Origin of the sequence: Methylocystis sp. ATCC 49242 (assembly GCF_000188155.2) — a bacterium.
GTDB lineage: Bacteria > Pseudomonadota > Alphaproteobacteria > Rhizobiales > Beijerinckiaceae > Methylocystis.
The window spans coordinates 2,524,715-2,545,124 of the sequence record NZ_KE124774.1 but is presented as its reverse complement, the minus strand read 5'-3'; the positions used below and the strand labels follow the sequence as shown (position 1 = coordinate 2,545,124).

At 63.4% G+C, this 20,410-nt stretch carries 19 protein-coding genes and 1 tRNA gene; 7 read left to right on the top strand and 13 right to left on the bottom strand.

Annotated features, from left to right (window positions below; genetic code table 11):
• Positions 1–149: 149 nt before the first annotated feature.
• The gene (locus MET49242_RS14405) at positions 150–1,721 is read right to left on the bottom strand and encodes a 2-isopropylmalate synthase (RefSeq protein WP_036288201.1); all 1,572 of its coding nucleotides are present in this window, start codon (positions 1,719–1,721) and stop codon (positions 150–152) included.
• Positions 1,722–2,137: 416 nt separating this feature from the next.
• On the opposite strand from MET49242_RS14405, the gene MET49242_RS14400 reads away from it, so the two are divergent.
• Complete coding sequence (locus MET49242_RS14400; protein WP_036283877.1) at positions 2,138–2,659, top strand: GNAT family N-acetyltransferase; 522 nt, start codon at positions 2,138–2,140, stop codon at positions 2,657–2,659.
• Positions 2,660–2,662: 3 nt separating this feature from the next.
• Here MET49242_RS14400 and MET49242_RS14395 read toward each other — a convergent pair whose 3' ends face one another.
• Positions 2,663–3,880 carry a lytic murein transglycosylase gene (locus MET49242_RS14395; protein WP_144259633.1) on the bottom strand — a complete coding sequence of 406 codons (1,218 nt, stop codon included), beginning with the start codon at positions 3,878–3,880 and terminating at the stop codon, positions 2,663–2,665.
• 137 nt (positions 3,881–4,017) lie between these two features.
• Between MET49242_RS14395 and irrA the strand changes: the two genes are divergently transcribed.
• From irrA to MET49242_RS14380, 3 genes are all read left to right on the top strand, one after another.
• Positions 4,018–4,497, top strand: a complete 480-nt coding sequence (irrA, locus tag MET49242_RS14390) for an iron response transcriptional regulator IrrA (protein ID WP_036283876.1) — start codon at positions 4,018–4,020, stop codon at positions 4,495–4,497.
• A 162-nt stretch (positions 4,498–4,659) separates the two neighbouring features.
• Positions 4,660–5,856, top strand: a complete 1,197-nt coding sequence (locus MET49242_RS14385) for an acyltransferase (RefSeq protein WP_158497307.1) — start codon at positions 4,660–4,662, stop codon at positions 5,854–5,856.
• Between the two features lie 407 nt (positions 5,857–6,263).
• On the top strand, positions 6,264–7,772 hold the full coding sequence (locus MET49242_RS14380) for a hypothetical protein (protein ID WP_036283872.1): 1,509 nt from the start codon (positions 6,264–6,266) through the stop codon (positions 7,770–7,772).
• Positions 7,773–7,818: 46 nt separating this feature from the next.
• On the opposite strand, the gene galU is transcribed toward MET49242_RS14380, so the two are convergent.
• A complete protein-coding gene (gene galU / locus MET49242_RS14375; protein ID WP_036283870.1) occupies positions 7,819–8,703 on the bottom strand; it encodes a UTP--glucose-1-phosphate uridylyltransferase GalU in 885 nt (294 codons plus the stop codon).
• Between the two features lie 137 nt (positions 8,704–8,840).
• Here galU and galE point away from each other — a divergent pair, with 137 nt between their 5' ends.
• Positions 8,841–9,827, top strand: coding sequence for a UDP-glucose 4-epimerase GalE (gene galE, locus MET49242_RS14370; protein ID WP_036283868.1), 987 nt, complete (start codon positions 8,841–8,843; stop codon positions 9,825–9,827).
• Positions 9,828–9,945: 118 nt separating this feature from the next.
• Here the strand turns inward: galE and MET49242_RS14365 are convergent, their stop codons facing one another.
• Positions 9,946–10,242: a hypothetical protein gene (locus MET49242_RS14365; protein WP_144259632.1), complete on the bottom strand. Its 297-nt coding sequence runs from the start codon at positions 10,240–10,242 to the stop codon at positions 9,946–9,948.
• A gap of 108 nt (positions 10,243–10,350) precedes the next feature.
• Complete coding sequence (pap, locus tag MET49242_RS14360; protein ID WP_036283864.1) at positions 10,351–11,832, bottom strand: polyphosphate:AMP phosphotransferase; 1,482 nt, start codon at positions 11,830–11,832, stop codon at positions 10,351–10,353.
• Positions 11,833–11,901: 69 nt separating this feature from the next.
• Here pap and MET49242_RS14355 point away from each other — a divergent pair.
• Positions 11,902–11,978, top strand: a tRNA-Arg gene (locus tag MET49242_RS14355).
• Positions 11,979–12,048: 70 nt separating this feature from the next.
• On the opposite strand, the gene MET49242_RS14350 is transcribed toward MET49242_RS14355, so the two are convergent.
• From MET49242_RS14350 to MET49242_RS25105, 7 genes are all read right to left on the bottom strand, one after another.
• Entirely contained in the window at positions 12,049–13,122 is a 1,074-nt protein-coding gene (locus tag MET49242_RS14350) for a tyrosine-type recombinase/integrase (protein ID WP_036283862.1), read from the bottom strand.
• Positions 13,119–13,355, bottom strand: a complete 237-nt coding sequence (locus tag MET49242_RS14345) for a hypothetical protein (RefSeq protein ID WP_192815604.1) — start codon at positions 13,353–13,355, stop codon at positions 13,119–13,121. Before MET49242_RS14345 ends, MET49242_RS14350 begins: the two co-directional genes overlap by 4 nt.
• A 3-nt stretch (positions 13,356–13,358) precedes the next feature.
• Positions 13,359–14,597 carry a phage portal protein gene (locus MET49242_RS14340; protein ID WP_036283858.1) on the bottom strand — a complete coding sequence of 413 codons (1,239 nt, stop codon included), beginning with the start codon at positions 14,595–14,597 and terminating at the stop codon, positions 13,359–13,361.
• 1 nt (position 14,598) lies between these two features.
• Positions 14,599–15,138 carry an HK97 family phage prohead protease gene (locus MET49242_RS14335; protein WP_036283856.1) on the bottom strand — a complete coding sequence of 180 codons (540 nt, stop codon included), beginning with the start codon at positions 15,136–15,138 and terminating at the stop codon, positions 14,599–14,601.
• Positions 15,135–16,394 carry a phage major capsid protein gene (locus MET49242_RS14330; protein WP_036283854.1) on the bottom strand — a complete coding sequence of 420 codons (1,260 nt, stop codon included), beginning with the start codon at positions 16,392–16,394 and terminating at the stop codon, positions 15,135–15,137. The genes MET49242_RS14335 and MET49242_RS14330 overlap by 4 nt, the downstream gene beginning before the upstream one ends.
• A 95-nt stretch (positions 16,395–16,489) precedes the next feature.
• Positions 16,490–16,924, bottom strand: a complete 435-nt coding sequence (locus tag MET49242_RS14325) for a hypothetical protein (protein ID WP_036283852.1) — start codon at positions 16,922–16,924, stop codon at positions 16,490–16,492.
• Between the two features lie 91 nt (positions 16,925–17,015).
• Positions 17,016–17,657, bottom strand: coding sequence for a hypothetical protein (locus tag MET49242_RS25105; RefSeq protein ID WP_144259631.1), 642 nt, complete (start codon positions 17,655–17,657; stop codon positions 17,016–17,018).
• Between the two features lie 137 nt (positions 17,658–17,794).
• Here MET49242_RS25105 and MET49242_RS14320 point away from each other — a divergent pair, with 137 nt between their 5' ends.
• Positions 17,795–18,007 carry a helix-turn-helix transcriptional regulator gene (locus MET49242_RS14320; RefSeq protein WP_036283850.1) on the top strand — a complete coding sequence of 71 codons (213 nt, stop codon included), beginning with the start codon at positions 17,795–17,797 and terminating at the stop codon, positions 18,005–18,007.
• On the opposite strand, the gene MET49242_RS14315 is transcribed toward MET49242_RS14320, so the two are convergent.
• The gene (locus MET49242_RS14315) at positions 18,008–20,344 is read right to left on the bottom strand and encodes a phage tail length tape measure family protein (RefSeq protein ID WP_158497306.1); all 2,337 of its coding nucleotides are present in this window, start codon (positions 20,342–20,344) and stop codon (positions 18,008–18,010) included.
• Positions 20,345–20,410: the final 66 nt, after the last annotated feature.

Below are 20,410 nucleotides of genomic sequence, written 5' to 3'. Positions count from 1 at the left end.
TTTTTCTCCTGGGCGCGCGGGCCGGACAGGCGCTGATCCGCGACGCGCCGGACTTTGCGTCTTTCAATTGCCTTTCGACGCAAAAAGCCCGACCGTCGTGGCCGGGCTTTCAGTTAAAATAGTCTGCGAATTCAAGTAACGCAGTGGCCTCAGACGGCCTGCATCGCCTCCGGCTTCGCGCGACCGCGCTTCACCATCAGCTTGTTGAGCGCGGAGACATAGGCGCGGGCCGAGGCGACCAGCGTGTCGGGGTCCGCGCCGCGGCCGGTCACCGATTTGCCGTCCTCGGAGAGCCGCACCGAAACCTCGGCCTGTGCGTCCGTGCCTTCGGTGACGGCGTGGACCTGATAGAGCTCCAGCGTCGCCTCATGCGGCGCCAGCGCCTTGATGGCGTTGAAGATCGCGTCCACCGGGCCGTTGCCGGTCGCCTGATGCGTGACCTTGTCGCCGTCGATGTCGAGCGTCAGCGCCGCCGACTGCGGACCATGCGTTCCTGCCATCACCATCAACGCCAGAACCTTGATGTGGTCATGGGCGTTGACGATCTCGTCGTCGACCAGCGCGATCAGGTCTTCATCGTAGACGAATTTCTTGCGGTCGGCCAAATCCTTGAAACGGTTGAACGCATCTTGCAGGGCGTTTTCGCCGAGATCATAGCCCAGTTCCTTCAGCTTCTCGCGGAAGGCGTGGCGGCCGGAATGCTTGCCCATTACCAGCGAGGTCTTGGACACGCCGACGCTCTCTGGCGTCATGATTTCATAGGTGTGCGCGTTCTTGAGCATGCCGTCCTGATGGATGCCGCTCTCATGCGCAAAGGCGTTTCGGCCGACGATCGCCTTGTTGTATTGCACCGGGAAGCTCGTGACCGCCGACACCAGCTTCGCGGCGCGCGTCAGCAGCTTCGCGTCGATGTTGGTGTAGTAGGGCAGGGCGTCGTGGCGGGTTTTCATCGCCATCACGACTTCCTCGAGCGCGGCGTTGCCCGCGCGCTCGCCGATGCCGTTGATCGTGCATTCGATCTGCCGCGCGCCGCCGCGAACGCCGGCCAGCGAATTCGCGACCGCCAGACCCAGATCGTCGTGGCAATGGACCGAGAATATCGCCTTGTCGGAATTGGGCACGCGCTCCCGCACGGTGCGGAACAGCTGCTCATATTCCGCCGGCGTGATGTAGCCTACCGTGTCGGGAATATTGATCGTCGTCGCGCCGGCGTTGATGGCGATTTCGACGCAGCGGCACAGGAAGTCGATTTCCGTGCGCGTGCCGTCCTCGGCCGACCATTCGACGTCCGCCACGTGGTTGCGCGCGCGGGTCACGGACGAGGCGATCAGCTCCAGCACCCGCTCGGGCTCCATCTGGAGCTTGTATTTCATGTGCACGGGCGAGGTGGAGATGAAGGTGTGGATGCGTGGACGCTTGGCCTCGCGCAGAGCCTCGGCGCAGCGGTCGATGTCTTTTTCGGAAGCGCGCGCCAGACCCGCGACGGAAGCGTTCTTCACGCGCCGCGCCACTTCGCACACACTGTCGAAATCGCCCGGGCTGGCGATCGGAAAGCCGGCCTCGATAATGTCGACGCCCAGATGGTCCAGCAGATCTGCGACCTCCAGCTTCTCCTCGAAGGTCATCGAGGCGCCGGGCGACTGCTCGCCGTCGCGCAGGGTGGTGTCGAAAATCATGACGCGCTCGCCAGTCTGAGCGCCTTTGACGTTTTGATTGGTCATCTCGATAAGTTCCTGCTCTGCTGCGCCCGTTTGCGGGCTCCTGTCGTGGTCGCGTCGCATCCCCTGACAGCCTGGGCGGGAGCCCTGCGGGCGATCAGGGGCGACGAAGAAGCAGCAGGTCGGCGAGACGGCGCGGGGCTGCGGCGACGCAAATCGCGCCACGCGTTCTGGCGCGCGTCGTTCCGGCTCCATATGTGGCGGCGATAACGGCCACGGGCGATTGTCCTCGCATTGACGGCCGCACGGCCGAGACGCCGCAGAATAAAGCAAATGGGCGGCAGGTGGCAAGGACCAGTCGTCACATCGGCAGTGCTTTCGAATGATTAAGAAAAGTTCACTCGGCGGGGTCTTATTTTTTTCTTTCCGGCCAAATCCGCCTCTTGCCGAATCCGCGAATTGAGCCCTAACATTCGCCCATGGTCAAAACCGCCGTCTCCATTCGCCACGCCCGTCCCGGCGACGCCGAGGAAATCGCGCGCGTCCACGACGCTTCCTGGCGCGACGCCTATCGCGGCGTGATCCCCGGCGTCGAGCTGGAGCGGATGATTGCGCGGCGCGGCCCGAGCTGGTGGCATTCGGCGATCGTGCGCGGCACCGGCCTGCTGGTGCTGGATTACGACAGCCAGATCGTCGGCTATTCGACCTATGGCCGCAACCGCGTGCCGTCGATGCCCTATTCGGGCGAGGTGTTCGAGCTTTATCTCGCGCCTCAACACCAGGGTCTCGGTTTCGGACGGCGGCTGTTCAACGCCGCGCGGCGGGAGCTTGCCGAACACGGCTATCTGTCGACGATCGTCTGGGCGCTCGCCGATAATGACAAGGCGCTCCATTTCTATCGCAGTCTCGGCGGCCAGACCGTACGGCGGGCCGAAGAGCGTTTCGGCTCCGACATGCTCACCCGCGTCGCCTTCGGCTTCGTTTCGGCGCCGGTTCGCTGAGACTCAGCGCCCCTTCAGCCGAGCCAGCACTTCCCTGGTCGCAAAACCGTCGGCGGGCTGAATCCCTTCGCTGAGCTGGAAGGCGTGCACGGCGTTGCGGCTCGTGCGCCCCAGCTTGCCGTCCAGCGTCCCGTGATAGAGCCCGCGCTGGGCGAGAAGCTGTTGCATCGACTTCACTTCCGCGGTCGAGAGCGGCGCGACCTTTGGCCAGGGAGTGAGCGGAATCTCCCGTCCGGCGATGCGCTCGGCCAGCAGCGCCACCGACATGGCATAGGCGTCGGAGGTGTTGTACTGCCTGATCGCCTCGAAATTGTCGCTGATGAGAAAGGCGGGGCCGGCCGCGCCCGCGGGGAGGTAAAGGCTGGCCGCGCCGCCGGTGGGCAGCGCGTCGCCGTCGGCGCGGGTGACGCCCAACGCCCGCCAGCGCCCGAAGTCGAGATCGAACGCCGCGTAGTCGAAATTCTCCGGCAACCGCGCCTCCACCACCGCCGGGAGTCCCGCGACCCAGCCGGATTTCGCCAGAAAATTGGCGATGGAGGCGACTGCGTCGGCGTGCGAGCGCCAGATGTCCGGCGCGCTCGATCCGTCGTCGCTCTCGGCGTATTTCAGATAGGCGGAGGGCATGAACTGCGGCTGGCCCATCGCGCCCGCCCAGGAGCCGCGAAGCTGGCCGCGCGTCGCGTAGCCCTTCTCCAGCATCACCAGCGCGGCGACGAATTCCTCGATAAAGGTTTCGGCGCGATGACCCTTCCAGGCGAGCGTCGCCAGCACGCGCAGCGCGTCGGCGGCGCCCGTCGCCGTCCCGAAATTGCTCTCGACGCCAAGTATCGCGACGATGATCTCGGGCTGAACGCCATGGCGGGCGCTGGCCCGGCGCAGGGGGCCGGCAAGCTCGGCGGCGACCGAGCGCCCGCGCGCGACGCGGCTATTCGTCACGGTCCCGGCCAGATAGGCGGGGATCGAGATGGTGAATTCGGCCTGCGCCTTGGGCTTTGCGAGCACGGCTGTTTCGGGCGTCAGGCCGGAAATTGCGGCGTCGAAGGTCTCGCGCGAGACGCCGGCCGCCTGGGCGGAGGGCCACAAACCTTCGAGAAATCCGGCGAAATCCGCCGCTCGGGCCGGCCATGTGGGGAGGATCGCGGCGCAGGCGCCGAGAGCCGCCGCGCGCAGCAAAAGTCGGCGGTCGGGCGCAGTCGCGGGCGCGGCGTCAGCTTGCTTCATCATGTCTCCCCCCAACGCGCTTCTTTGGAAATATTACATCTTCGGCCATTTCGTTTGACAGGGGCGAAGCGCTGCCGTCTACTGTTCATAGCAACTGCACAATTTCAGGGAAGCGAGAAAAATCGCTGTCGGCCCGAATGACACATCAGCCTCTGACCACGAGTTTCAATAACTCGCTGCGCCTGCGCGAACAGCCTGCCGGCGTCGAAAAACCGGCTGATCACAAGACCCGGCTGCGCAGCGCCGGCCTTCGTCCAACGGTTCAGCGACTGGCGCTGAGCCGGCTGCTGTTCGGCAAGGGCGATCGTCACGTCAGCGCGGAGGCGCTTCACGCCGAGGCCCGCGAGGCCGGGCTGACAATGTCGCTCTCGACCGTCTACAACACGCTCAATCAATTCGCCGAGGCTGGCCTGCTGCGCGAGATCGCCGTTCAGGGCCCGCGCACCTATTTCCATACGCGCACCTCGCCGCATCACCACTTCATGGACGAGGCGACGAGCCGCATGTTCGACGTGGCCGACGGCTCCATCGAATTCGCACGCCTGCCGGCGCCGCCGGAGGGAATGGAGATCGTCGGCTGCGACGTCATCATCCGCATCCGTCCCAAAAAGGGCTGAGCGCGGGATCGCTCGAACTGCGCCGCAACCGCCGGCTCCATGAGGGAGCCGCCTCGTGACAATCGCGCTTTCCGAAAATGTCACGTTCGGGCTTTGACAAGGCCTGATTTTTCTGGTCATCCCGTCGAACTCTGCTGCCGCGCTTTGTTCACAGGGGGCGTTTTGACGATCCGTGCTCAGTCGACCCCCGAAAGATTGGCTTTCGCTGATGTCCTGCGCGGCCTTGCCGCACCAACGGTCGTTTTCGGACACTTCATCGTGCTTTACCTCCAGGCGCCCCAGGTCGTCGCGGGGATCACGATGGGCGAGCCGATCCAGCCCGTCGCCTTTCCCGCCGTAATCGAGTCGCTCTATTCGATTTTCAATCTTCCCGGCATAGGGGTGGCCGTTTTCTTTCTCATCAGCGGCTTCGTGATTCCGCTCTCGCTCGACGGCGCCAGCGTGCCCGGCTATCTGCTGAAACGTCTGCTGCGCATCTTCCCAACCTATTGGGCGGCGCTCGCGATCGGCGTCGCCGCGACCTACATTTCCGCCGCCTACTGGTCGAAGCCGGTCACGCATACCGTCGTCGATTATTTCGCCAACACTTTTCTCATTGCGGATTTCTTCGGGCGGCTCGACATCATCTCGGTGATGTGGACGCTGCAGATCGAGGTGAAATTCTATCTGCTCGCGCCGTTGTTTCACGCGTCGCTGCGCAAGGGGTCGCTGTCGCGCGTCCTGCTCTGGGGCGCCGGCGTGGTCGCGGGCTACTGGTTTGCGATTTCCGGCTGCGAAAGCAGCGACGTCGCCGCCTGCTGGGGCCGTCTGGGCTTCATTTCGCGTTTCACATGGGAGGCGGCGTTCATCATCTACATGCTGATCGGTTCCGTCCTTTATGCGCATTATCGCAAATTCATCAGCGACCGGCAGACCGCCTTCGGCGTCGCTTTCCTGCTCGGCTGCTTCGCCGCGGCCGTCCCTCTGTCGTCGGCGCCGGCGCTTGGCGCGGTGTATGGTCTCGCGTTTTTCTGGGGCCTGCTGATTTTTCTCCCGTTCTATTTTTTCCGCGACAGGGTCAGGTTGAACCCGGCGTTCCAGTTTCTCGCCGACATCAGCTATCCGCTCTATGTCGTCCATCCATTGCTGGGCTATGTCGCCATGCGGCTCATGATGGCGGCCGGTCTGCCTTATCTCGTGGCCTTCCCTGCCGCGCTGGCGCTTGTGACCGGCGTCGCGATTGCGATTCATGTCTATGCCGAGGCGCCTTCGATCGCGCTTGGCAAACGGCTCGCCGGGCGGCTGTCACGACCTTCGCAAAAGACGCTTCAGCCCGACGCGGCGGCACATGCCGCGCAGCGGGAAACGTCGCCCAATTGAGCGCGCCGGCGGAGTGAGTCGACGCCGCCGTCGTCTCGCTCAGGCGCCTGAATTCCCATGCGGGGCTTCATTCACGCGACGGTCGTTTTCTGCCGCGTCTACGCTGTTCAAACGAAAGGCGGCGGAAGCAGAGTTACAGAAAGCTGCAAGCTTGAGCTGTGTTGAACGGCTCGCGAGCCATCGATAATTTTTCAGGAATTGTGGCAACTTTGTGCGATAAATGTGAACTAAGCGCTTGGCAAAATCCCTGAACTGTTACACCCTGAGTCGGAAGTTACATATTTGCTATCGGCGGTCGGTTCCTGATCTCGGCATCGAGCGAGCCCCGACTTTCTTGTTCGGCTGCGTCAGAAAAGAAGGGCGCAACGAGACAGCATTCGCAATATTTGTGACTGAGGAGGGGCTGAATGAAACGCTTATGGACACCCTTGTCGTGCTTTCTTTCCCTATGGTTTGCCGGTTCGGCCGCCGCGCAAACCGTCCCCGTCAAGACGATCGTCATTTACAACAACTCCAAGACACAGACGATATATCCCGTAATCCAGGCGCCAATTCGCGCCAATGACCTCTGGTTGCAGGCGCATTTCAATGTTCCGCACGCTGCAGGACAGCCATTCGGCAGCACCAAGTTGTACAAGGCTTACATCAACAGACAGAAAGGGGTCCTCCCCGGGCAGTCCGTATCGATCAGGGTGCCCTTTTATACTCAGTTGCTGCCCGTAACGCCCGTCACGAATGGCGATTATCCAGATCAGTATATCGACTGGTGGAACGCCATGCGCGTCTATCTGTTCGATGGCGTGACGGCTGCGAGAGCGGCTTTCAATTACAATAACGACTCTGCCGGCAAGACCATTCCTCCAACGCCCGTCAATCCGCTCGCCGGCGCGCAGATTCCGACCTGTGCGCCGAATAACGCCTTCAATTGCGAGGCGCCGACGCTCGTGTCCTATGGCGTCGGCTATCCCTGGCCCATTCCGGCGCAGCTGCTCGAATATACCTTCGCCGCGGCGAACGGCCCGCCGCTTCAGCCGAAATTCAGCATCGACTACAGGATCGTCAATTTCAATATTTCCGGCGTGGACTCGGTCTACATGCCGGCCGCCATGGGCGTGCTCGGCAATGCGAATGTCCAGTATCTCGGCACCGTGCAGGCGGCGGACGATTTCAGAGCCCAGCTCGCCGTTTTTGCGGACGCAGGGAACAAATGGCCGATTTTCGTTCCGGCCTATTACACTGCGCAAAACCCGCAGACGCCGCTTCCCAGTCCTCCCGCCGGAGTCCAGCCCTATCCTCAGCCTCAGGTTCCTTCCGCCAATTTCGTGCTGGCGGAATCGTACAGAAGGCCGACGCCGGCTCCTCCGGTGCTCACCTCGAACGTCAATGGCGTGACCAAACTCGGCACAGTGGCGCAGAGAATGGTGACCTTGTGGAACAAATGCACATCGAGCACGACAAACACGAGCAAAACCTGCGTCAAGCTCAGGAACGTCTATGCGTTCTTCAAGCGCAACTACACAGAGACCTGCGGCCTTCCGCTTCCGTTGCCGCCGACATGGTCGCTGATGCGCGATGTCTATGGCTGGGTCGAGTTCCCCAATTGCCCGCAGGGCCCGCAGTATAATCTCGCTGCGACGCCCGGCTACAAGGCGGCTTTCGCGGATTACTGCGACCTTCAGTACAATTATCTGGACCCGACAACGCCGCAGCTGGACATCTTCAATCCTTATGTGCCGCTGCTGCACCAGACGATCCAGACGAACGCCTACGCCTTCTCGGTCGACGATGGCATAGCCTTCAAGAGCGCGCCCGGAACCGGGCTCGTGATCACCGTCGGCGGACCGAAGGGCCTGCCGAATCAGACGCAGACGCCGCTGCCGACGCTCCAGACCTACAAGGCGAGCTGTAACGGCTGAGCGCCGAATTCGAAGGGCGGCGAAAATATCGCCGCCCTTTTCCCGATCAGCCGAGAAGCTTCTTCAGTTCCGCGCGCAGCCCGTCCGCGACATCCGGCCGAGCGAGACCGAAGGCCACATTGGCGGCGAGGAAACCGAGCTTCGAGCCCGTGTCATAAGTGCGGCCGTCGAAGCGCACGCCATGGAAAGGCTGCGTCCTGGCGAGTTGGATCATGGCGTCCGTGAGCTGGATTTCGCCCCCGGCGCCCTTTTCGCCCTTCTCCAGCAGCGCGAAAATCTCCGGCTCCAGAATATAGCGCCCCGAGATGATGAAATTGCTCGGGGCCGTCCCCTGCGGCGGTTTTTCGACCATGCCGGTGATTTCGAAGGTCGCGCCATAATCCTTGCCGGTGGCGACAACGCCATATTGATGCGTCTCCTCCGGCTTCACCTCCTCGACCGCGATGATGTTGCCGCCGTGCCTTTCATAGGCTTCGACCGCCTGCGCCAGGCAGCGCGCGGTCTTGCCGGCGGCGGGGAGAGTGATCATGTCGGGCAGCAGCACCGCGAAAGGTTCGTCTCCGATGATGTCCCGCGCGCACCACACCGCGTGGCCGAGTCCGAGCGGCGCCTGCTGGCGGGTAAAGCTCGTGGCGCCGGCCTTGGGCAGGTCCGCCATCAGCGCGTCATATTCCCTCGTCTTGTTGCGCCGGCGCAGCGTGTCCTCCAGCTCATAGGCCATGTCGAAATGGTCCTCGATCACCGCCTTGCCGCGACCCGTGACGAAGACGAAATGCTCGATGCCCGCCTCGCGCGCCTCGTCGACGACATGCTGCACGACCGGACGATCGACGACCGTGAGCATTTCTTTCGGAACCGCCTTGGTGGCGGGAAGGAAACGCGTGCCGAGACCGGCGACGGGAAAGACAGCCTTGCGAATGCGCTTGGTCATAGAGGGTCCGTTTACGAGTTGAGATGACGGGAACGCCAGATTGCGCCGTCCCGCGAGAAGGACCGCGCAATTGACGCAAATTTTAGGCTTGCGGCGTTAATTTCGGGTGACAAGCGCAAGGGGCGACGGGAGGAGAGATGGCGGTTCTGGTCACGGGCGGCGCCGGCTATATCGGCAGTCATACGGTTCTCGAACTCCTCGACGCCGGGGAAAAGCCCGTCGTGCTCGACGATCTCTCCACCGGATTCCGATGGGCCGTGCCCGATGGCGCGCCGCTCGTCGTCGGCGATTTCGGCGACGAGGATCTCGTTACGGAAACCATCGCGCGCTACGACATCGACGAGATCATCCATTTCGCCGCCAGGATCGTCGTGCCGGAGTCGGTCGCCGATCCTCTCGGCTACTATCTCAACAATACGGCGAAAGCCCGCACGCTGCTGGCGACCGCCGTCGGCTGCGACATCCCGCGCTTCATCTTCTCCTCGACTGCGGCCGTCTATGGCGAGCCGCAGCATCACCCAGTCACCGAGGACGAACCGTTGAAGCCCGTTTCGCCCTACGGCCGGTCCAAGCTGATGGTCGAATGGATGCTGGAGGACACGTCGCACGCCCACGACCTATCCTATGTGGCGCTGCGCTATTTCAACGTCGCCGGCGCCGATCCGAAGGGGCGCTCCGGGCAGTCGACGCCCAACGCGACGCATCTCATCAAGGTCGCGTCGCAGACCGCGCTCGGCAAGCGCGCGAAAATGCAGGTCTTCGGCACGGATTATCCGACGCCCGACGGCACCTGCGTGCGCGACTATATCCAGGTGACGGACCTCGCCCGCGCCCATCTCGACGCGCTGCGCTATCTGCGCAATGGCGGCGCGAGCATGGTCGCAAATTGCGGCTATGCGCGAGGTTTCTCGGTTCTGGAAGTCATCGAGGCGGTCAAGCGCATCTCCGGCGTCGACTTCGAGGTGGAATATGCGCCGCGCCGGCCGGGCGATCCGGCGGCCATCGTCGCGGCCAATGATCGCGTCCGTCACGCGCTCGGCTGGACGCCGAAGCATGACGATCTCGACGCCATCGTCCGTCAGGCGCTCGACTGGGAAAAGCGCCTCGCCGAACGTCAGTCCTGAAGGCTGTTGAAGGGGGCCGCGTCGCTTCCCCTCGGTCGACGGGAGGTCAGAACAGGAGCGAGTCATGTTCGTCGCCGGTCGAAACGCGTCATGCCTTGCGACCGCTCTCCGCCGCGACTCACGCATGGCCCGGCGCGGAAATGCGACAGGCGAGCGGCGCGGCGGCGCGGCGCGCATTCGCTATGTCGTTTTTCGCGGCATGGTCGACCAGCGACACGCAGGGCCTTTCGGCGATGAGCTGGCGCAGCTCGATCGCGGCCACGCGCGCGGCTTCCCGCATCTCCCCCGTGAGACGGCGATTCTGGGCGAGATGGGTGACTTCGAGGAGTTTGAGCCGCAAAACGGCCGGGCCTGCGGCGGACAGAAATTCGGCATCGGCGCAACGCAGGAGCGCCATCGCATCAGTGACAGTCATTTTGTCCTCGCATCGCGTCTCTCCTCCCGCGTCGGGAGGGCCGGGCATTCGAACATGACGCAAGTGTGAGGTTAGGCTGCGTGGCTGGCGCGAAGCTTGTGCGCGACCTTACGCCTCGAGCCGCTCGACGATCGTGCGCAGCACCTTCAAACGCGCGAATTTCTTGTCATTGGCCTCGACGAGGGTCCAGGGGGCCTGCCGCGAGCTGGTGCGGTCCACCATGTCGGTCATCGCCTGTTCGTAGGCGTCCCACTTCTCGCGATTGCGCCAGTCGTCCGGCGTGAGCTTGTAGCGCTTGAAGGATTTCGCTTCGCGATCCTGAAAGCGGCGCAATTGCTCGTCGGCGGAAATGGCGAGCCAGAATTTGACGACGAGATAGCTGGTCTCGCTGAGCTGGCGCTCGAAGTCGTTGATCTCCTGATAGGCGCGCATCCAGTCGTCGGGCGAGGCGTAGCCCTGCACGCGCTCGACCAGCACGCGCCCATACCAGCTGCGGTCGAAGATTGCGACATCGCCGCGCCGCGGGATGTTGCGCCAGAAACGCCACAGATAGGGCCGCGCAAGCTCCTCGTCGGTCGGCGCGGCGACGCCATGGACGCGGAACCGGCGCGGATCGAGCGCCTCGCGCACGCGGCGTATGGCGCCGCCCTTGCCGGCGGCGTCATTGCCCTCGAAAACGAGCACGAGGCCGTGGCTGCGAAAGGATTTCGTGGTCGTGGCCTCTGTGAGGCGCCGCTGCAGGGCGCGCAGCTCCTGGCTGTAGACGTCGGGATTGGCCTTCTGCGTCAGATCGAGGGCCGAAACCAGACTCGGCCGCGGCATCTCCAGGTCCGGCGCGGCGAGGGCGCTCGTGCGCATGGCGGCGCGCGCCGCGCCGGCGGCGCGGGTCAGGGTCTGCAACAGCAGATCGCCGACGGCGGCGTCGCGGTAATGCTGGTCCTGCGCGGGAACAACGGCCCAGGGCGCGCCGCCGGTCGAGGTCATCTCGATCATCTCCAGCGCGGCGTCGTTCAACCGGGCCAGCTCCCTGGGCTTCTTGATTTCCTCCCATTCGATCACGGCGGGGCGGCGCAGCGCGCCATTTCCCTGGCGCAGCCTGTCGAGGCGACGGCGCGCCTCGCCATCATCCAGATGGAGCCAGATTTTCAGCAGGTGCACGCCTTCGAGCCGCAGCATTTCCTCTGCGCGGTTCATTTCCTCGAGAACATTGTCATAGGCCGCCTTGTCGAGCCGGCCGAGCGCGCGATTGCGAAGGGCCCGGTGGTGCCAGGACCCCAGCACGAGCCCGATCCGCCCCTTGGCCGTCATGTCGCGCCAGTAGCGCCAGGCGCCGGGCCGCGCCCGCTCCTCGTCGGTCGGCTTGCCGTAGGAGAGGGTCTCGACGAAATGGTCGTCGAGCCAGTCGTAAAGGCGATTGACGACGTCGCCCTTCCCGGCCCCGTCGGAGCCATTGATCAGCACCAGCACGGCGGCGCGTTTCTTTTCGGCCAGGTCGAACTGGGCGTTGAGCAGGCTGTCGCGCAGCCGGGCCTCGAAATCGGCGAAGTCCGCCTTCGTCATGGCGTGGGGCAGCCGTGCGGATTCGAACATGAAAGCCTCCTCTGGCCCGACAAGATAAACTTTTCAAAAAAGCGCGCTGTGGTAGATGTGGGACCGCGCGGTCCCGTAGCTCAGCAGGATAGAGCAGCGGTTTCCTAAACCGAAGGTCACAGGTTCGAATCCTGTCGGGACCGCCACGCAAGCTGCTGAATTGGTTATCCATTCTCTTTCGGCCCTTTTCCGTCGCCGGAAGGTTTGACACTTTTTCTAGCTAGGTTTGACAAGTTTTGTTCGGCGCTTGTTCAGTTCGGCGTCGAATGAGGCGACAACGCCCCGCATTTTCGGACGAAGATCCGCGCCTCGCGCGTAGCGGCGCGCCATCTCAATCGTCTTCTGCCCGAGCGCGTCCGCAATGGTGCGCTCGTCAAATCCCGCTTCGCGAAGGATAACCGCGACCGTGTGGCGCAGGCCGTAGAGGGTCAGCCCCGGTCCGATCGCGCCCTGAGCTTCGAGCCGCAGGCGGAGTGTCCGCCAAGAGGCCCGGAAGCCGTCCAGCGTCCAGGGGCGGCCCGTCGAACTGGCGCAGAGCGTAACAGCGTCGTGACGGGGGGCAGCGCGCAAGATCGCGTCCAACGGCTCTGGGACGGGCCAGAAAACCGGCTCGCCCGTCTTCGCGCGCTTGGTTGCAATCTCGCCGTCTCGCCAATGGTTGCGCGGGAGCGCGAGCGCGTCTTTCGGACCAAGGCCCGTCATCATCATCAAGGCGATGGCGGGGAGCATATGCGCCGGCGCGGCGTCCAGAACGGCGTGGCGCTCGGCGTCGGACCATGGCCGGTTCGCATCCGGCGCGCCCTTTGGCCGGCGAATCGCCTTGATGCCCGAGGCGGGATTGTCGGCGAGATAGCCCCGCTCCCGGCCCCAACCGAAGACAACGGAAAGCGTCGCCTTGAGGTAGTTTCCGAAGCGGCGACCCTTCGCCGCCGCCGCCTTGTCGCGGATGCGCACCACAAGCGGCCGATCGAAGCGCGCGAGAGGCGTGTCAGCGATCGGCCGCAGATAGTCAAAATGCTTCTGGTAGTCTGCTTGCGTCCGGGCTGAGAGATCCAGAAAAGCCGGCGACGCCCGATAGTCGCAAATCAGCATCCCAAGCGCGCCGGGCTTCTCCTTCGGAGTCTGCGCCTCCTTCAAGGCGACAATTCGCGCGCACTCCGCGATGAATTCCGCCGAGCCGAGCGGGAAACGGGCCAAGTCGATCGGCGTCCGCGACTTTCGATGGTAGCAGCGCCAGCGGCCATGCCGATCCTTGAAGAGCTGAAAGCCCCGGAGCTTTATATTTGTCATGCGAGCCTCGACACGATGTCATCCGCGTCGCTCGATGATCCGCCCTTCAGGCTATCGAGCCAAGCGTCGAGATCCTTAACGTCAAATCGCAAGTCGCCATTTGGAAAGCGCACGGGGGCGACGCCGCACTCAACTTCGAAGCGCTTCACCGGCCGGCCGCAATGATGCGCAGCTTCCGCCTTGGTCAGCATCCGCTTCGGAATAATGTTGAGCTGCAAAGTCGCGCTGGCCATCAATCACACCGTCGCATTTTGCGGCGCGCCGCTCTGCGGCTGTCCGAGCTGCGTCCAATTCGCCGGCATGTGGTAGACGTCGCCACCGGCGACAGGCGCTTCATTTTCCAAGCGTCGCACATCATTGGGGCTGTAGACGCCAGTTTCTCGCGCAAGGCGATACGCTTCGAAGCGCGTTTTCATATCGCCGCGCAGGAGTTCGCTGAAATCGTGCCGGAAGAAGTAGGAGCGCCGCCCGGCGTTGGTCAGTAGACAGCGCGCGAAGGCGCTTTCGAAGCGGGAGGCCAGCGGCGCAAGACAGTTGCGCACAAGCGCAAGCGCTTCCTGTTCTGTGTTCGAATAGGTCGAGCGGTCCACGATGCCGACGCTCGTTGGAGGACAATCGAAAATGCGCGCAACGTCTTCATTCGAGAGCTTACGATTGTCGAGAAATTCACTGTCTTCCGGCGTCCAGTTGAAAGGTGTGATTTCCATTTTCTCGGGCGCGACAATCACCTTTCCCGCATTTCTTCCGCTCTGATACTCTGCGAACCCGCGCTGGAGCTTTTGCAGGGCGACTTCGGTATATTTCGTGCCAATGGGAGGCATGACCAATGCGGACGGCGGCAGACCATTGGACATGAAGCTCTGCGCCGTCTCGCTTTGCGCCAGCGCGAGAGACACGCTCCCGCGCGCGATCTGGATCGGCGAGAGGCCATAAATTCCGTCGCGACTTGGTCCGCGAATATGCAGCATTTCCTCTTGCAGGAGTGTCCAGACCTTACCCGTCCAATCGGTCGCGCGATAGCGCAGCCGGCCGCTTGCAAGGCGCTCGATCGCGACCATTGCCGGGAGGAAAGGATGTAAAGCGACGATCTGGCCCCTCGCGTCGCGCTCAATGCGCGCATAGGCGTTGCCGAAAACATCGTGCGAGCGGCCCATGAACTCACGAAACTCATACCCGCTTTGGTATTCGTTCGGCCGGACGTTCAAAATGTCATAGAGCTGATGATCTTCGGCGCGCTCTGCGTTTGAAGGGCCGATGTTCCGATGAATGTTGAGAGGAACGCTGGCAAGGCCTTGCGAGCGCCGCGACACGCAAGCCGTCGCAATCGCCAAATTGGACAGCACCTGATCTGCTGAAACCGCCCCGGCGCCAACGCCGCGCGCGCCGAAATATTCCGCAAGGAAGGCGTCCGCAGGCACGGCCGCCCGCTTCTCGACGCCAAGAAATTGAGCGATTCGGCCCCATGGAAAGGTCATCTCAACGCCTCAAAATTTCGAGATAGCGTCGCGCGAGCGAGCGCGTCGCGGGGCCGCGCTGGCGGGCGCGGGGCTCCACAGACGTTCCGTCGTAAGCGGGCCAAGCCGACACAACGGAAATTTCGTAGAGCGTCACTGCGCGCAGTTCGCGCCGGTTGCCGGTCCAGGCGTCGCCGCCAGGGTCGGCCGTGAAGCCGAAGGACATGCCGCCAATGTCGCCGCGCTCGGCGAGGGCGAGAACGTCGCGCGCGGCCTGCGTGTCGGGGAGGTCCAGCGAAAAGGCGAGGCCCCGCGCGTCTTCGACGAGGCGCAGCGTCCCGCTTTTCGTGCGCCCGAGCACGCGGCCCGGATCGTGATCGGCGAGGGCGAGAATATCCCGCCCGCTGGCAATCGAGCCGGCGAATGCGCCGGCCCGGATCGTCTCGACAAAATCGGCGACGCGCGTCTCGACTCCGAAGGTCGCGGCGTAGCCCTCCAGGCGGCGCGGGTTGCCCCGCGCGGCCCGGATTTCGAGAGGAAGGGCGCGCCGTTCGATCGTCATGCGATGGCGTCCACGATGGCGGCGAAGCTCTCGGGATGGCGCGGCGCAATGTCGGCGTCGAGGAAGGCGTGAACCAGCACGCCGCCCTTGCTGGCGACGTCCTGATGATAGGGATTAACCAGCACGTCGACCGCACTCCAGTAGGCAATGAACAGGTCGGACCAGGCGCCATAGATGACGGCGCTCAAATTCGTGCCCGTGCCCTTCGTGAGATTGCTCGGGACAGAATTGGAGAAGGCGACGGGCTCATTCTGGAAAAACTGCGGAATGCCGTAGTAAGCGCTGGTGGTGTCCTTCGCCTTCATGGCGACCTTGCGGACCTTTTCGTTTGTCAGGAACGCCGCTGGCGACGAGACGTTGGAGATACGCGGGAGCGCGATCAGGTCCGCCATGTTGTCCGGCGTTGGCGCGGCCCCGTTCGTGCCGAGCGCGACCGTCTGCAGGCCGGCCGTCGCGAGCACGCCAACCGGCTCATTCGCGCCACCGCCCTTGATCGCAGCGGCGTCCAGCGCCGTCGCCAAAATGGTGGAAAGGTCGTTGCGCACCACGCCTTCAATCGCCGGGTTGGACTGCAACATCAGGCGGCGAGAGAACTGCGTTTCGGCCGCGACCGTCTTGGGCGAGAGGCTCACCTTGTCGAAGGTCTGGTCGGAGCGCGAGGACGCGCCGTCTTCCGCGACCCACGAAGCGGTCGCCGAGCCCGTGAGGCGCGGAATATCGACGTTGCCGGCGAGTCCGCCGAGAACGGTCGCGCCGAGCCGCTCCACTGCCATAACGGGCCGCAGACGATCGATGAAGGCTTCCGACATGAGGTCGGTTCCCTTCAACGCGCCGGCGCTGCCGCCCGTCGTGAGCGCGCGCGTCTCGGCCGCGCGCCGATCGCCAAGCAAGACGCTCACGGGGATCATGATGCCCCGCGTTTCGCGGCCCTTGGAAAGCTCGGCGTGCATCTCGCCTTCGAGGCCATCGAGCCGCCCGCCGAGCGAGCCGCGCAGAGCGCGCGAAACGGAATAGCCGCGAAGGTCGCGCGCCCCAGGGCCGCCCGTGACGGGCGAGGCGTCGGCAATGCGCTCATAGGCTTCCACCTTGCGCGCACGGTCGATCTTGGCGTCGAGCGCTTTCACGTCGCTATCGATTGTTTCGAAGCGGGCGCGTTCCTCGTCGCCGAGCGTTCCGGCTAGGTCTTTCGCGACAAGGCCGCTCATCTCGGCGACGAGGCCGGTACGTTTTTCCATCAGGTCGGGCAAACGGTGCATGCTGATTCCTTCCAGCTTAAGGACGTCCGCGCCTCGCGGCGGGCCACCACCCGCGCAGGCGGGCGATTCGAGAATTGGTTGCGGCCAGTGGCGGTCTAAATCCACTGCACGCGCACAAGGGCGCGACCGGCGCGTCGGGCCAGCTCTTCGCCGACAATCTCAAGATCGATGATCCTCACGACACCGAATATTTTCTCTGGCGGCGCCGAGATCTGCGCCGTTTCGGGGTCCGCGACGATTTCCGTCGTATTATCGGCCCAGATCATGAGGGGGCCGCCACAAAAGACATTCGAGAACTGGCGAGCGATGTTTCCGGCGTACAGCGGGCCAGCCAGCGCCTTGTAACGCTCTCCGTCACCCTCGATCGCGCCAGGGACAGACAGGGCGTGCTTGATGATCGTGGCGGGAACGAACGGCATCCATTCTTTGGCCTGCTCCAACCCGAGCCCAGCATCTGAAAAGAGCCGAAACGTCAGCATCTGCGCCAGCTCGAACAGTTCGAAACGGGCGTGACCGTCGTTCTTGGGCATAAAGCCCCGTCGCCGCCAATCCCGCTGAAGAGCGCGGCCGACCCCTGTAAGCCTTTCAGCTTCCAAAGGGGTGAATACTGCGGGTTTCTTCTCAAATACGTTTGTCATTTCGTGAGACTGTCACGAAGACACGCCCGGAAAAACACCTTGCGGACTTAACAAAGTAAATGCGGCGCAAAGCACGTCTCCCATCGCCTCCCATTTTCGCCCATTTGCTTCCGCTGGCGTCCGCTCGCCCTGCCCCGTTTTCTTGTGGATAACTGATCGGATCATGCAGCGGCAGATTGGGGAGCAACACCGGTCGCAGCGGTGATGCAGGCGACAGCGCGAGCGATGGCAGTCCGAACAGCCCATGCCTCGGTTGCGACGCCATTTGCTCCGAATCCTGGGCGTCGCGAGATGAAATCCAGTAAAGCGAGAGCCGACGCCAAAGTTCTTGGCTCCGCATTGAGCACGGCTCGCTGCGCCTCCCTGCAATCGTGACAGGCGGCTTCAAATTCGGCGCCGGCAACAGACAGCGCGAGGCGTTGCGCTTCGTCCGAATGTTTGCTCGAGCTCGTCCCCGAAACCTTATCCAGGATCGGCCAATAAATACCCCCGCGGCGCGAATGCGTTCCTCTGAGCGCGCCAGAACTGACAGCGCCTCCGCCACTGCATCGACGGCCTTTGCCGTCGCCGCCTGCGACCCGTTGAAATCGCTGGCACACACAAAAATTGACGCTTCTGTCGTCATTGGTTCTCTCCAATTTGACGTGATAATACCCTCCGCCAGAAAAGGATTTCCGGCGTTGCTCATAGAATCGGCCCGTGATATTCACACATGTGAAATTATCACAGGGACATAAACTTGTGAAGCCTGCACAAGTGCGAATGGCTAGGGCCGCGCTAAATTGGACATTAGCGGACCTTGCAGACGCGTCCGGTGTCCACCGAAACACGATTTCTAATTTTGAAACCGGCAAATATGCGGGTAGCGAGGAAGCGTTAGCCGCCATCCGCGCCGCACTCGAATCGGCCGGTATCGTTTTCATTGACCAGAACGGCGCCGGCCCCGGCGTGCGGCTCCGGGACCGTATCGGATAATCAAAGCCCCCGCTGGCCCATGGCCACGGCGCGGGCGAGCGTCGCTGCTATCTGGCCTTCACTGCGGGCGAAGCTCTGCGCGTTCGGTGTCTGGATCGTCACGTTGATGGGACTGTGAACTACCTTCGAGTTGTTGACGGTTCCGCTGGCGCGCGCCAATGACGCGGCCGAGACCGCCGGGAAGACATTCGCGCCACTAACGCCCGCATAAACCATTTCCGGCCCGCGCTCGCCGACGATGCCCCATTGGCCGGAAGGAATCGCGCCGCCTTCGGCGAAGTACCCCGCAAAACCGCCGCTCAACCCACTGGATAGCTGACCAAAAAGCCTGCCGATCGCGCCATTTTGGCCTTGGGCTCCAATGAGTCCGGCAAGCGGTCCCTCGCCGAGCAGCGCCGCTTTCAGCGCGGCTTGCGCGAGCGACCGCGCGAGCGATTGCACAACATCTGTCAGTTTCGCCGTCCCGGTCGTTAACCGGTCGATCGCGCCAAAGGCCGTTTCGGCGAAAAAGCGGCTCTGCTCGTTCGCCGCCCGCTGCGCCTCGCGCGTTTCGTCGATACGCGCGCGCAAGGCCGCGTGACGATCGGCGAGAGCCGTTACCGCGTCGATTTCCGCTTGCGTGAGCGGGCGGCCGCGCTCCTTGGCGATTTCTTCAGCCTTCGCCAGATCGATCGCGCGCTCTTTCCCGGCGTTCGATTTGCCTTGCGCGCCGGCCTCGGCGTCGAGCAGCGCAATCGTCTTCTCAAGGCTTTCGAGATAGCCTTTCAGTTCGTCATGAGCCTCTTTCGCGCCCGCGCGGCTTGCGCGGCCGCCGCGCGCCGCCGGCGCAGCCTTGCCGAGTCCTTCCGGGCGCGAGGGCGGCAAGGGCGCGGAATCCCCCGTCAGGTCGCGCATAGAGTGACCTTCGCTCGTGTCGCCCTCAAGCGAGACGATGCGGCCCATGCGCCCCGAGGTTGCTGGCCCTGACGCTGGCGCGAGGCCGCCATCCCGCACGATACCGCTCACGACGCCCGACGCCGCTCGCATGATTGTGAGCCATTTATGCGCCCATTCGACAGCGCTCGCGATTTTGTCCACGACGTCGGCCCATGCGTGCAAGACGTTGATCGTCAGCTTTTGCAGCTCTTCCGTCGCCGGGTTGAGCGCCCGCGACAAATGCTCGTTTGCGGTCGTGATCTCTTGCGAAACACGCGTTTGCGCCTCGAGGATTTCGTCGCTCCATACGCGGCCCGCGTCTTCGCTCTTCGAAAGAAATTCGTCGGCGGTAATCGTTCCGTCGCGCAGCCCTTCCGCGATCTTGCGGCCCGCGTCGCCCCATACTTCGGTTGCGGCGGTTATGGCTTCAAGGCGCGCCTGGTTGGCGTCGAGCAAACGGCCATGGCCGTCGAGTTCATTCACCGCCGCCAGATAGTCTTGCACAAGCTGCAGGGCGGCGCGGTGCATTTCGTCGAGCGTCGCCGCATCGGCCGCGAGGCCTTTTGACGGAACGTCGCGGCCGATGACGTCGGACAGATTGTTGGCCCGCTCGGCGACGCGCGACTTTCCGCCGTCGAGGCTCAAGGCGGAAAAATTATCGACTTGCCCGGCGAGCGTTTGCCCGGCGTGAACGATGGCCTTTTCGGCGTCTTCGACCGTGAGGCGAAGGCGCGTCGCGTGGTTTATCCAGATTTGAAAAAGATCGGTCGATACGCCGACGCTCGACGCGCCCTCGTTTATCTTTTTCAGCTCTTCGTAAGATCCTAGAACTTCCTTGAAGGCGAGCGCCGCCGCGCCCGCGCCGGCGGCGAGCGGCGCGAAGCGCGCGAGCATGGGTAGAAGCTTTTCGAACGTCCCGCGCACGCCGCCGAAAGCCTGCGTCAATTGCCCGCCCTGTTGCATCATGATCGTCATCGGCGACGCGCCAGACGATAGCGACGCGACGACGTCGTTAATCGTATAGGTCAGGGCGAGGCTTTCATTTCGTGTAAGGGCGAGAGCGCCGGCTGCGCCGGTCGACTCGACCTTGAGCCGCTCGAAACGCTCGCGCGCCAGTTCGACCGAGCGCGTCATTGCGTCCGTAACCGTGAGGCCGCGCGAGCGCGCCGCCGCGACGATGGCCTCGCCCTGCTCAAGTTTCTTCAGCGCCTTTTCGGCCGGATCGAGCGAAGCCGTGTAAGCTACCATGCGAGATTGAACGCGGGTCAGCGATTTCTCGACGGTCGTTTGCGCGCGGGCGAGCAATTCGGCTTGCGTCGCCGCATCCTTTTCCGACGCGCCAAGCGCCTTCACGTCGGCGGCACCCTTGTCGAACCCGGTCGCCTTCAGGCTCAGTTCGATTGTTTCTTTGATATCGGTCATTTTCATCCCTTTCGTATTTTCAAAATTGAAACGCAGCGATGGTGGCGTGAAGTCGAAAAGGCAACT

Excerpts from the sequence above, each read along its gene's own strand:
- MET49242_RS14405 (WP_036288201.1), bottom strand. The coding sequence starts at position 1,721 with ATGACCAATCAAAACGTCAAAGGCGCTCAGACTGGCGAGCGCGTCATG.
- MET49242_RS14400 (WP_036283877.1), top strand. The coding sequence starts at position 2,138 with ATGGTCAAAACCGCCGTCTCCATTCGCCACGCCCGTCCCGGCGACGCC.
- MET49242_RS14395 (WP_144259633.1), bottom strand. The coding sequence starts at position 3,880 with ATGAAGCAAGCTGACGCCGCGCCCGCGACTGCGCCCGACCGCCGACTT.
- irrA (WP_036283876.1), top strand. The coding sequence starts at position 4,018 with ATGACACATCAGCCTCTGACCACGAGTTTCAATAACTCGCTGCGCCTG.
- MET49242_RS14380 (WP_036283872.1), top strand. The coding sequence starts at position 6,264 with ATGAAACGCTTATGGACACCCTTGTCGTGCTTTCTTTCCCTATGGTTT.
- galU (WP_036283870.1), bottom strand. The coding sequence starts at position 8,703 with ATGACCAAGCGCATTCGCAAGGCTGTCTTTCCCGTCGCCGGTCTCGGC.
- galE (WP_036283868.1), top strand. The coding sequence starts at position 8,841 with ATGGCGGTTCTGGTCACGGGCGGCGCCGGCTATATCGGCAGTCATACG.
- MET49242_RS14365 (WP_144259632.1), bottom strand. The coding sequence starts at position 10,242 with ATGACTGTCACTGATGCGATGGCGCTCCTGCGTTGCGCCGATGCCGAA.
- pap (WP_036283864.1), bottom strand. The coding sequence starts at position 11,832 with ATGTTCGAATCCGCACGGCTGCCCCACGCCATGACGAAGGCGGACTTC.
- MET49242_RS14350 (WP_036283862.1), bottom strand. The coding sequence starts at position 13,122 with ATGACAAATATAAAGCTCCGGGGCTTTCAGCTCTTCAAGGATCGGCAT.
- MET49242_RS14345 (WP_192815604.1), bottom strand. The coding sequence starts at position 13,355 with ATGGCCAGCGCGACTTTGCAGCTCAACATTATTCCGAAGCGGATGCTG.
- MET49242_RS14340 (WP_036283858.1), bottom strand. The coding sequence starts at position 14,597 with ATGACCTTTCCATGGGGCCGAATCGCTCAATTTCTTGGCGTCGAGAAG.
- MET49242_RS14335 (WP_036283856.1), bottom strand. The coding sequence starts at position 15,138 with ATGACGATCGAACGGCGCGCCCTTCCTCTCGAAATCCGGGCCGCGCGG.
- MET49242_RS14330 (WP_036283854.1), bottom strand. The coding sequence starts at position 16,394 with ATGCACCGTTTGCCCGACCTGATGGAAAAACGTACCGGCCTCGTCGCC.
- MET49242_RS14325 (WP_036283852.1), bottom strand. The coding sequence starts at position 16,924 with ATGCCCAAGAACGACGGTCACGCCCGTTTCGAACTGTTCGAGCTGGCG.
- MET49242_RS25105 (WP_144259631.1), bottom strand. The coding sequence starts at position 17,657 with ATGACGACAGAAGCGTCAATTTTTGTGTGTGCCAGCGATTTCAACGGG.
- MET49242_RS14320 (WP_036283850.1), top strand. The coding sequence starts at position 17,795 with ATGGCTAGGGCCGCGCTAAATTGGACATTAGCGGACCTTGCAGACGCG.
- MET49242_RS14315 (WP_158497306.1), bottom strand. The coding sequence starts at position 20,344 with ATGACCGATATCAAAGAAACAATCGAACTGAGCCTGAAGGCGACCGGG.